The organism is Micromonospora sp. AB353, from assembly GCF_049538395.1.
GTDB lineage: Bacteria > Actinomycetota > Actinomycetes > Mycobacteriales > Micromonosporaceae > Micromonospora > Micromonospora aurantiaca.
In genome coordinates this window covers 1-9,947 of sequence record NZ_JBMVFV010000132.1, presented here as the reverse complement: position 1 = coordinate 9,947, position 9,947 = coordinate 1, and the positions used below count along the sequence as shown (strand labels likewise).

General features: G+C 75.2%; 12 protein-coding genes. 6 read left to right on the top strand and 6 right to left on the bottom strand.

What is annotated here, in order from left to right:
• Positions 1 to 1,427 (bottom strand): glycoside hydrolase family 10 protein (locus tag ACPCK6_RS28540; RefSeq protein ID WP_423482747.1); only part of this gene is annotated, 1,427 nt, incomplete at its 3' end.
• 381 nt (positions 1,428 to 1,808) lie between these two features.
• On the opposite strand from ACPCK6_RS28540, the gene ACPCK6_RS28535 reads away from it, so the two are divergent.
• Complete coding sequence (locus tag ACPCK6_RS28535) at positions 1,809 to 2,654, top strand: S1 family peptidase (protein ID WP_396884197.1); 846 nt, start codon at positions 1,809 to 1,811, stop codon at positions 2,652 to 2,654.
• A 50-nt stretch (positions 2,655 to 2,704) separates the two neighbouring features.
• Here ACPCK6_RS28535 and ACPCK6_RS28530 read toward each other — a convergent pair whose 3' ends face one another.
• Positions 2,705 to 3,037, bottom strand: coding sequence for a putative quinol monooxygenase (locus tag ACPCK6_RS28530; RefSeq protein ID WP_318334170.1), 333 nt, complete (start codon positions 3,035 to 3,037; stop codon positions 2,705 to 2,707).
• Between the two features lie 40 nt (positions 3,038 to 3,077).
• Entirely contained in the window at positions 3,078 to 4,040 is a 963-nt protein-coding gene (locus ACPCK6_RS28525; protein ID WP_396884198.1) for a hypothetical protein, read from the bottom strand.
• Positions 4,041 to 4,204: 164 nt separating this feature from the next.
• Here ACPCK6_RS28525 and ACPCK6_RS28520 point away from each other — a divergent pair, with 164 nt between their 5' ends.
• Positions 4,205 to 4,510 (top strand): DUF1330 domain-containing protein, encoded by a 306-nt coding sequence (locus ACPCK6_RS28520; protein ID WP_013286485.1) that lies wholly within the window; start codon positions 4,205 to 4,207, stop codon positions 4,508 to 4,510.
• 13 nt (positions 4,511 to 4,523) lie between these two features.
• On the opposite strand, the gene ACPCK6_RS28515 is transcribed toward ACPCK6_RS28520, so the two are convergent.
• On the bottom strand, positions 4,524 to 5,267 hold the full coding sequence (locus ACPCK6_RS28515) for an N-acetyltransferase (RefSeq protein ID WP_423482746.1): 744 nt from the start codon (positions 5,265 to 5,267) through the stop codon (positions 4,524 to 4,526).
• Between the two features lie 71 nt (positions 5,268 to 5,338).
• On the opposite strand from ACPCK6_RS28515, the gene ACPCK6_RS28510 reads away from it, so the two are divergent.
• On the top strand, positions 5,339 to 5,497 hold the full coding sequence (locus ACPCK6_RS28510; RefSeq protein ID WP_423482745.1) for an acyl-CoA thioesterase: 159 nt from the start codon (positions 5,339 to 5,341) through the stop codon (positions 5,495 to 5,497).
• 15 nt (positions 5,498 to 5,512) lie between these two features.
• Here the strand turns inward: ACPCK6_RS28510 and ACPCK6_RS28505 are convergent, their stop codons facing one another.
• Both ACPCK6_RS28505 and ACPCK6_RS28500 read right to left on the bottom strand, forming a co-directional pair.
• Positions 5,513 to 6,172 carry a response regulator transcription factor gene (locus tag ACPCK6_RS28505; RefSeq protein WP_423482744.1) on the bottom strand — a complete coding sequence of 220 codons (660 nt, stop codon included), beginning with the start codon at positions 6,170 to 6,172 and terminating at the stop codon, positions 5,513 to 5,515.
• A complete protein-coding gene (locus tag ACPCK6_RS28500; RefSeq protein ID WP_423482743.1) occupies positions 6,160 to 7,443 on the bottom strand; it encodes a sensor histidine kinase in 1,284 nt (427 codons plus the stop codon). The genes ACPCK6_RS28505 and ACPCK6_RS28500 overlap by 13 nt, the downstream gene beginning before the upstream one ends.
• 141 nt (positions 7,444 to 7,584) lie before the next feature.
• On the opposite strand from ACPCK6_RS28500, the gene ACPCK6_RS28495 reads away from it, so the two are divergent.
• The 3 genes from ACPCK6_RS28495 to ACPCK6_RS28485 form a co-directional block, all read left to right on the top strand.
• A complete protein-coding gene (locus tag ACPCK6_RS28495; protein WP_396884205.1) occupies positions 7,585 to 7,872 on the top strand; it encodes a DUF1905 domain-containing protein in 288 nt (95 codons plus the stop codon).
• Positions 7,869 to 8,714, top strand: a complete 846-nt coding sequence (locus ACPCK6_RS28490) for an SIR2 family NAD-dependent protein deacylase (protein ID WP_423482742.1) — start codon at positions 7,869 to 7,871, stop codon at positions 8,712 to 8,714. Before ACPCK6_RS28495 ends, ACPCK6_RS28490 begins: the two co-directional genes overlap by 4 nt.
• Positions 8,715 to 8,882: 168 nt before the next feature.
• The coding region (locus ACPCK6_RS28485) for a low temperature requirement protein A (RefSeq protein WP_423482741.1) at positions 8,883 to 9,947 on the top strand (1,065 nt) is incomplete at its 3' end.

Below are 9,947 nucleotides of genomic sequence, written 5' to 3'. Positions count from 1 at the left end.
GGCGTGCCGGAGGGCGCCGTGCCGGTGCCCTGGAACCCGAACTCGGTGGTGCCACCGGCACCGACCTGGCGGTTGTAGTCCACGTTGCGGAAGGTCACCGCACCGGTGGTGCCGCTGGCCTGGGCGCTCCAGGTGTTCGTGACGGCCGAGCCCGAGGGCACGGTGAGCGACACGGTCCACCCGTTGAGCCCGCCGGCTCCCGCGGTGATCCGCACGTTGGTGACGAAGCCGCCCGGCCACTGGTTGGTGGTGAACGTGGCGGTGCAGGCGCCGGTCGGCGGGGGAGTCGTCGGCGGCGCGCTGGTCGGCGGCGTGCTGGTCGGCGGCGTCGACGTGGGCGGGGTGCTGGTCGGCGGCGCGGTGGTGGGCGGCGGGGTGCCGCCCTCGTTCAGCGCGTTCAGCACGGCCGTGTACGCCTGCTTCTTGTTGCCGCTGCCGTCGAACAGCAGCGGGGTGCCGCTGGCCCGCCACGAATCGGTGTCCCGGATGCCCCAGACCGTGATGCCGTTGCAGCGCGCCACGGCCAGGCAGTCCCGGGTCACGTTGCCGTACGTGGTGGCCTGGCTGCTGCCCGAACCCTCGATGTCCAGCTCGGTGATCTGCACGTCGACGCCGAGCGCGGCGAAGTTCTGCAGCGTGGTGCGGTAGTTGCTCGGGTACGGCGACCCGCTGTTGAAGTGCGACTGGAGACCGACGCAGTCGATCGGCACGCCCCGGGACTTGAAGTCCCGCACCATGTTGTAGACGGCCTGGGTCTTGGCCCAGCTCCAGTTGTCGGTGTTGTAGTCGTTGTAGCAGAGCTTCGCGCCGGGGTCGGCGGCGCGGGCGGCACGGAACGCGGCCTCGATCCAGTCGCTGCCGGTGCGCTCCAGGTTGGAGTTGCGCCGGGCGCCGCTGTTGCCGTCGTCGAACGCCTCGTTCACCACGTCCCAGGCGTAGATCTTGCCCCGGTAGTGGGTGGCGACCTGGGTGACGTGGTTGAGCATCGCCTGGCGCAGCGCGCTGCCGGACATGTTCTGCGCCCACCCGGGCTGCTGCTGGTGCCAGGCCAGCGCGTGGCCGCGTACCCGCATGCCGTTGGCCTGGGCGTGCGCGACCAGCCGGTCGCCGCTGCTGAAGTTGAACTGGTTCTGGGACGGCTCGGTGGCGTCCCACTTCATCTCGTTCTCGGCGGTGACCATGTTGAACTCGCGGTTCAGGATGCCGACGTACGTGCTGTCGGACAACTTGTTGACCGCCACCGCCGTGCCGAAGTACCGGCCCTGCTCCGCCGCCGACGCGCCGAGCGTCGTGCCGGCGCTGGCGCTTGTCGCCGCCGCTATCGTCGCGGCGACCACCGCGGCCCCCGCCACCATCGCGACCACTGCGGTCCGCGGGCGTGACCGGGCTGCCGCGCTCCCGCTGCCGCGGGCGAGCACCTTGTCCATCTGAACGCCTCTCTAGCCTGTCAATGGGATCGGCTCGCCTCGGCCACCGCCCGCCACGATGTCGGCTCCGCGCGGCCGCCCGGTGGCCGCGTCCGGTGGGAGGGACTCCCCGGCACATCGTGAGTGGATCGAAGCGAATCTCTGCCCGGAGCCTACCGGAAGCGTTCCGAAAACTTAATCACCTCGATGCGTCGACATCGGGGTGCGCGGCACCCGCTGAGCGGGCGGAAACCGCGGGCGGGCACGGCCTGCGGGCGCGCGCGTACCGCCCGCCGCGGCTCCGGAAGTTTCGGGAACCGCCGGTTCTGCCGGTTGAGTGGATCGCGCCACCGGGCCGATGCTTGGCGAATCGACCGTAGACGATGAAGGAGGTCCTGGCCGATGCGCCGACCCGCGCTCGTCGTACTCGTCCTCGCGGCCCTGCTCGCCGGCACCCCGGCGGTCGCCCGGGCCGGCGCCGCCGCCCCGCCACCCGACCCCGCCGCCCTGGCCGGGCTCCGCACGCCCGGCACCGCCTGGGGGAACGACCCGGCCACCGGCCGGCTGACCGTCACCGCCGACGACACGGTACGCGGCAGCGAGCTGGCCGCGGTACGCCGGACCGCCGACCGGGCCGGCGCGGTGCTGCGCCACGAACCCGGGCGGCTGCGCACGCTCATCGCCGGTGGTCAGGCGATCTACGGCGGTGGCGGGCGCTGCTCGCTGGGCGCGAACGTGCGCCGCGGCACCACCTGGTACTTCGTGACCGCCGGGCACTGCACCCGCCTGGCCGCCACCTGGTACGCCGACAGCGCCGGCACCACGGTGCTGGGCAGCCGGACCGGCAGCAGCTTCCCCGGCAACGACTACGGCGTGGTCCGCTACACCGGCACCGTCGCCCACCCGAGCGCGATCCACACCTACCCGGGGCAGATCACCGTCACCGCCGCCGGCAGCGCGTACGTCGGGCAGGCGGTCTGCCGCAGCGGCGCCACCACGGGCGTGCGGTGCGGCACCGTGACCGGGCTGAACGCCACAGTCAACTACGCCGAGGGCAGCGTCACCGGGCTCATCCGCACGAACATCTGCGCCGAGCCGGGCGACAGCGGCGGCCCGCTCTACGTGGCGGCGACCGGCACCGTCATCGGCGTCCTCTCCGGCGGCAGCGGCAACTGCACGAGCGGCGGCACCAGCTACTACCAGCCGATCCTGGAGATCCTCGCCGCGTACGGCCTGACCATCCCCTGACCGGCCGCGCGGGCGGCACGACCGCCGCCCGCGCCGGACCGGTCACCCGGTCAGGCGTCGCCCGGCACCGCCATCTCGCCCAGGCGCGACCAGTCCTGCTGCGGCACCGTCGTGTTGACGATCCGGGGTGTCTCGGCCAGGTGCGGCGGCAGCGTGCGCTGGGCGGTCCGGAAGTGCTCCGACTGCACGTGCGCCGCGCCCGCCTCGTCGTCCCGGAACGCCTCGACCAGCACGTACTCGGTCGGGTCGTCCAGGCTGCGGGACCAGTCGAACCACAGGCAGCCGGGCTCGGCCCGGGTCGCGGCGGTGAAGTCGGCGGCGATCTGCGGCCAGCGGTCGGCGTCGGACGGACGGACCCGGAACTTGGCGGTAATGAAGATCATGGGATCAGGCTACCCAGGGCCGGCGGCCGCCCGCGCGGCATCAGCTCTTGGCCGCCGGGCCGAGCAGTTCGGCCGCCCGCCGGTCGGCGAACGCGGTGACCGCCTGCTGCCCGGCGCCGAACACGATCGCCAGGCCCAGCAGCGCGGCGGTGCTGCTCACGCTGGTCTCCACCAGGCCGCCGATGACCAGCATGATGCCGACCACCGCGACCAGCGGGCCGACGGCGAGCTTGAGCAGCCCCTGCTGGAACGGCAGCTTGTAGGGCAGCCCGCCGGACCGGGAGGTGATCATCGACGGCAGCGCGCTGAGGAACGCCCCGAGGGCGCCGGCGATCAGCACGAAGAACAGCAGCCGCCAGGCCGGTACGCCACCGGCGTCGGTCGGCGCCTCCAGCAGCCGGACGTCGTGACTGAGCCACTGCACCAGCACCACGAGAACCTCCGCCAGCAGCGCGAACACCGACAGTCCCAGCATCCGGTTGCGCAGCCGGCGCGCCGACTCGTGGAACTCGTCGGACGCCGAGTGGTAGCGCAGCAGCAACGCCTGCACCCGGGCGCGCAGCAGCGCCTCGGACGGGGCGCCGGCCGACGGGTCGAGGTCGGTGAGCACCTTGTCGTCGGCGGGCAGCACCTGTGCCGCCGCGCTGCGGTACGCGGGCAGCAGCCCGGTCAGCTCGTCCGCGGAGCGCAGCGCCACCATGGCCCGCTCCACCGAGTGGATCGTCTGCCACGCGTACTCCAGGTTGCCGCCGCGCATCCACTCGACCACGCCGCTGCGCCCGAGCACCACCTCCACCCGGGACAACTGCGCGCGCAGCGCCTCGGCCCGCTCGGGGTCGCGCGGGGACAGCACCGCGAGCTGCTGGTACAGGTCGTCGAGCTTGGTCCGTACGCGGACCTGCCACACCGCGCCGGGAACCGGCACGGCCGGCCGGGACGGCCCGCCCTCCGGCGCGTTCCGGGGTTCCGGTATGGCCTCCGGCTGGGTCTCCTGCTCGATCATCGCGCCCCACCTCTTTCCCCCACGCCGCGCGGTACTGCTACCAGTATTCGCAGGTCAGGGCCATAATGGCTAGAGCACACCGGACAGTCGGCCCGGCTCGCGGCGACGCGGGATCCGGCCCGACGGACGAGGCCGCAGCCGTCGGACGTCGGTAGCCTGAGCCGGTGACCGTCTATGCCCTCGCACAGCTCACCATCCACGACCGGGCGCGCTACGACAGGTATGCCGCCGCCTTCCCGCCGGTGCTGGCCCGCTACGGCGGGAAGCTGCTCGCCGCCGACACCGCCCCCCGCGTGGTCGAGGGGGAGTGGCCGCACCAGAAGGCGGTGCTGTTGTCGTTCGACAGCCGTGAGGACTTCGAGCGCTGGTCCACCTCGCCGGAGTACCGGGAGATCTCCCGCGACCGGGAGGCGGCCACCGAGGGCGTGGTGCTGCTGCTCGACGGGATCGGGCACGCCTGGCCGGCCTGACCGGCAGGCCCGCTCAGAGGCGGTGCCGCACCCACACGTTCGGTTCGACGTACGCGGCGTGGTCCTGGTCGGCGTCGACGAGCACCGGCGTCAGCGCGCCGGGCACGCGTACCGGGCCGGAGGTGTCGAACGGCAGCCCGGTCCAGCGCCGCCAGTCCGCGAGGGTGCCGGTCACCGTCATCGACCGGGTCGCGACCCGCTCGATCACCCCGCCCGCGCGGACGTGCACCCGCAGCCACGGGTCGGCCGGCAGTCCGTCGGGGCGGCGCCGGGCCGCGTACTCGGTCATCGGCGCGTCCGGGACGGCGGCCTTGCCGCTCGGGCGCACCGGCGCCACCAGCGTGTCGAAGCCCGCACGGGCCACCGCCGCGCGCATGGCCGCGAGCATCAGCCCGGACACCCCGCCGCCGCGCCGGTCCGGACGCACGCAGATCTCCAGCGCGGACACCAGGTTGGGGGTGGACCCGGTGAGGCGGCCGAGCGTGGCCCGCTGGATCACCCGGTCCCAGCCGCCGTCGGGCAGCTCGTCCTCGGTCCAGCGCAGCGGCACCGCGTACCCGCGGGCGACGGCCCGTCCCGGCTCGGCCGGGTCGACGGCGGCGAAGACGAACTCGGGGTACAACTCGTGCGCGACGCCGTAGTAGAGCGCGCCCATCGGATCCCAGAGCATGAACGGCGGCCAGGCGCCGTCGAAGTCGGTGTCCAGCAGCGGCGCCAGGCCCGGCCGCTGCGCCAGTGTCACGATCTCCAGGGTCACGCCGGGCAGGCTAGGACCACGCGGCCCGGAGCGCACGCGGATTACGCAGCGCCCCTGGTGAGGCTGCCGGCATGGCAGATCCGTTCCGGGTACGCGTCACCGTGCGCGGCTACGAACTCGACACGCAGGGACACCTCAACCAGGCGGTCTACCTCCAGTACGCGGAGCACGCCCGCTGGGAGTGCCTGCGCGCCTCCGGCATCGGCCGGCCACCGACCCCGTGCCGATGAGTCTGTAACGCCCGGTCAGCGCGCCGCCCGCAGCCAGGCCAGCACGGCGAGCACCCGCCGGTTGGTGTCCTCGTCCGGCGGCAGGTCGAGCTTGGCCAGGATGCTGCCCACGTGCTTGCCCACCGCCGCCTCGGTGACGTACAGGCGGGCGGCGATCGCGGCGTTGGAGTGGCCCTCGGCGACCAGCCCCAGCACCTCCCGCTCCCGGGGGGACAGCGCGCCGAGCGGGTCGCGGGGGCGGCCCAGCAGGTGCCGCACCACGTCCGGGTCGACGGCGGTGCCGCCGCCCGCCACCCGGCGCAGCGTCGCGGCGAACTCGGCGACGTCGGCCACCCGGTCCTTGAGCAGGTAGCCGACCCGGTTGCCGTCGCCGCTGTCGAGCAGCGCGGCCGCGTACCCGCTCTGCACGTGCTGGCTGAGCACCACCACGGCCAGGTCCGGGCGTTCGGCGCGCAACGCGACCGCCGCCCGCAGCCCGTCGTCGCGGTGCTGCGGCGGCATCCGGATGTCGGTCACCAGCAGGTCGGGCCGGTGTGTGCGGACCGCGTCGAGCAGCTCCGGGGCGGAACCCACGGCGGCGTCCACCGCGAAGCCGAACCGGGTCAGCAGGCCCACCAGGCCCTCCCGGAGCAGGACCTCGTCCTCGGCCAGGACGACGCGCGTCACGGACGGCACGGCAGCTCCACCCGCACGAGGGTAGGCCCACCGGGCGGGCTGGACAGCAGCAGCCGCCCGTCCGCCGCGGCCACCCGGTCCGCGAGCCCGGTCAGGCCGGTGCCGCGCGCCGGGTCGGCGCCGCCCCGGCCGTCGTCGCGTACCTCCACCACCAGCAGCCGTTCGTCGCGGATCAGCCGCACCTCGGCCCGCGTGGCGCCCGCGTGCCGGGCCACGTTGCCGAGCGTCTCCGAGACCACGTACCAGGCGGTGGTCTCCACCAGCTCCGGCACCGGGCGGGTCAGGTCGGCGTGCACGGTGACCGGGACGACCGACCGGGCGGCCAGGTCACCGACGGCGGCGGCCAGGCCGAGTTCGGTGAGCTGCGCCGGGCGGATGCCGTGGACGATCCCGCGCAACGTCACCATCAGCTCCTTGGCCTGCTCGTGCGCGGACGCGAGCGGCCCCGCCGCCGGGGAGTCGTCCGATACGTCGAGGCGGGCCAGCCCGAGCTGGAGGGTGAGGCTGGTCAGGCGCGGCTGCACGCCGTCGTGCACGTCCCGCTCGACGCGCCGGCGCTCTGCCTCGTACGCGCTCACCAGGCGGGCCCGGGACCGGGTCACCTCGCGCAGCGCCGTCCCGGCGGGCGCGTCGTCGAGCAGCAGGCGGGCCACCGCCGCCTGGACCGCTACGAGCAGGCCGGCCAGGTAGACCAGCGCCGGGACCGCCAGCAGAGCGGCGAGCGCGTACGGCGCCGCCTCGGCCGGGGAGTCGACAGTGGCCCAGAGCAGCACGATCCGGTCCTCGCCGCCGGCCAGCCACGGACCGGCGACCAGCACCGCGTCCAGCAGCACGAGCAGACCGACCATCCCGTACGCCAGCGGCACCGCCACGCCCAGCACGGCCAGGTACGCGGCCTCCCGCCACCCGGCGGCGGTGGTGAGGCGGGCGACGAGCCCACGCCACCGCGGCGCGGTCACCGGGCGGTCGTCGACCAGCCCGAGCCGCCACCGCTCGACCGCCGCCACCGGCGCGCCGGCCAGCGGGGCGAACGCCACCACCGCCAGCGCCAGCACGGCCAGCACCGCCAGCGCCGGGGCGTCGACCGGCCGGCCCCGTCGCAGCGCGCCGGCCACCAGCAGCAGCGGCGCGGCGACCACCGCCGCGCCGAGCGCCGCCGCGCCGGCCAGGGGCAGCGTCGTGACGGCGTACGCCAGGGCCCGCCACGGCCAGGCGGAGAGCAGGTAGCGGCGACCGCGCATCGCGCCGGCCAACCCGTGATCAACGGTCATGACCCGACGCTAGCCAGGCCGCACCGTGCTTCCCAGCCGCCTGGACCCCGCTTCCGGGTAGGTCTGGCCCTACCCCGAACCGGCCCGGCGCCGGGCTGCGGCTGCTGCCGGCGCGTCCGTCCCGGCCCCTATCCTGACCGGATGGAGCTGGCGTTCAGCGGCGAGGTGTGGTTCTGGCGCGGCCCGGCGCCCTACCACTTCGTCACCGTGCCCGACGAGCAGAGCGCGGCGATCGAGGCCGCCTCGGCGTCGGTCACGTACGGCTGGGGCATGATCCCGGTGACGGTCCGCATCGGCGAGACCGGCTGGCGGACGTCGCTGTGGCCCAAGGACGGCCGGTACGTGGTGCCGCTGCGGGTCGCGGCGCGCCGGGCCGAGGGCATCGAGCTGGGCGACCGGGTCGACGTGCTGCTGACGGTGGACGTGTGACCGGGCCGGAGCCGGCCGAGGCGGGCCGGCTGCTCGCCGCCGCCCGGCGGCCGGTGGTGTTCACCGGGGCCGGCATGTCGGCCGAGAGCGGCGTGCCGACGTTCCGGGACGCCCAGACCGGGCTCTGGCAGCGGTACGACCCGCAGGAGCTGGCGACCCCCGCCGCGTTCCGGGCCGACCCGGCCCTGGTCTGGGGCTGGTACGAGGCACGCCGTCGCGGGGTGCGCCGGGCCGAGCCGCACCCGGGGCACCGGGCGGTCGCGGCGATCGTGGCCCGGCTGCCGGACACCGTGGTGATCACGCAGAACGTCGACGACCTGCACGAGCGCGGCGGCGTGCCGGCCCCGGTACGCCTGCACGGCAGCCTGTTCGCGCCCCGCTGCTCGGCTTGCGCCCGGCCCGCGCCGATCCCCGAGGACGCAACGGCGCCGGAGGACGACGCGGCACCCGGCGACGGCGTGGCGTCCGGCGACGCGGTGGCACCCGGCGGCATGCCGGCACCGCCGGACGGGCGCGTCACGCCACCCGCCTGCGCCGGGTGCGGCGCGCCGGTGCGTCCCGGTGTGGTGTGGTTCGGCGAGGCGCTGCCGTCGGCCGCGCTCGACGCGGCGGTCGGGGCGGCATCCGGCTGCGACCTGCTGCTGACGGTGGGCACCTCGGCGCTCGTGCACCCGGCCGCCGAGATCCCGCTCGTCGCGGCCCGCCTCGGCGCCCCGGTGGTGCAGGTGAACCCGGTACCGACGCCGCTGGACGCGATCTGCGCGGTGAACCTGCGCGGCCCGGCCGGCGAGGTGCTGCCGGCGCTGGTCCGCGCCGCCTGGCCGGACGCCGACGCCGGCTGAGCCGCCCGCCGCCGCCCTGCCTGACAGCCTGGCCGCGCCGCCTCGTCGCCCGCCCAGCGGACAGCGGTCCGGCAGACCGTGCCGGGCGTGATCGCGGGAAACACCCGACCGGCCGTCCGGGGCCGCCTACCGTCGGCGCAGGAGGTGGACCGGCGGAGGGCGGCGGACGTGGGACGCGAACGGGTGCGACGACGGCTGCGCGCGCCCCGGCCGGGGCCGGACGAGCGCCGGGTCAGCCCCTTCGAGATCTTCTTCGACCTGGTCTTCGTCTTCGCGCTCACCCGGATCATGGCGCTGATCGAGCCGCACCCGACCCCGGCCGCGATGGCCAAGGGCCTGCTCCTGCTCGTGCTGCTCTGGGTGGCGTGGCTGTCGTACACCTGGTTGGGCAACCACACGCCCGCCGACGTCGGGGTGGTGCGCGGCGGGTTCCTGGTCGCGATGGCCGCGTTGTTCCTGGCGGCGCTCGCCATGCCGCAGGCGTGGACGCCGGGTCCGGGGCTGGACGGGCCGCTGATCGTCGTGCTGGCCTACGTGGTGTTGCGCGTGGTGCACCTGGCGCTGTTCCACTGGGCCGCGGCGGGTGACCCGGAACTGCGTGCCCGGATCCGGTTCTTCGCGCTGGTCAGCGCCGCCGGCTGGGTGCCGCTGCTGGTCGGCGCGCTGCTGGACGGTGCCGCGCACGCGGCGCTGTGGGTGCTGGGTTTCGCGATCGAGGTGGCCGGGCAGCGGCTGTCGTACGCCCGCCGGGGCGCCTGGCCGCTGCGCAGCCCGACGCACTTCGCCGAGCGGTACGGCCTGGTGCTGATCATCTCGCTGGGGGAGTCGGTGGTGGCCGCGGGGGTGGGCGCGGCGTCGGCGGTGACCGAGCCGCCGGTCCTCGCCGTGGCGCTCGTCGGTTTCGTGGTGACCGTCTGCCTCTGGTGGCTCTACTTCCACCGCACGTCCCCGGCGGCGGCCCGGGCGCTCGCCGCCGCACCGGCGGCGCAGCGGGACCGGATGGCCGCGGACGCCTACAGCCAGACCCATCTGCTGCTCGTCGTCGGCGTCATCTACCTGGCGCTCGGTGTCGAGCAGGTGCTGGAGCACGTCGCCGACCCGGAGTCCGGGCCCCGGCTGAACCGCTCGGCCGCGGTGGCGCTGTTCGGCGGCGCGGCTGTCTACCTGGCCGGACGGCTGCTGTTCCGCCGCCTGACCGGGCAGGCGGTCGGGCCGGCCCGGCTGGCCGTCGCC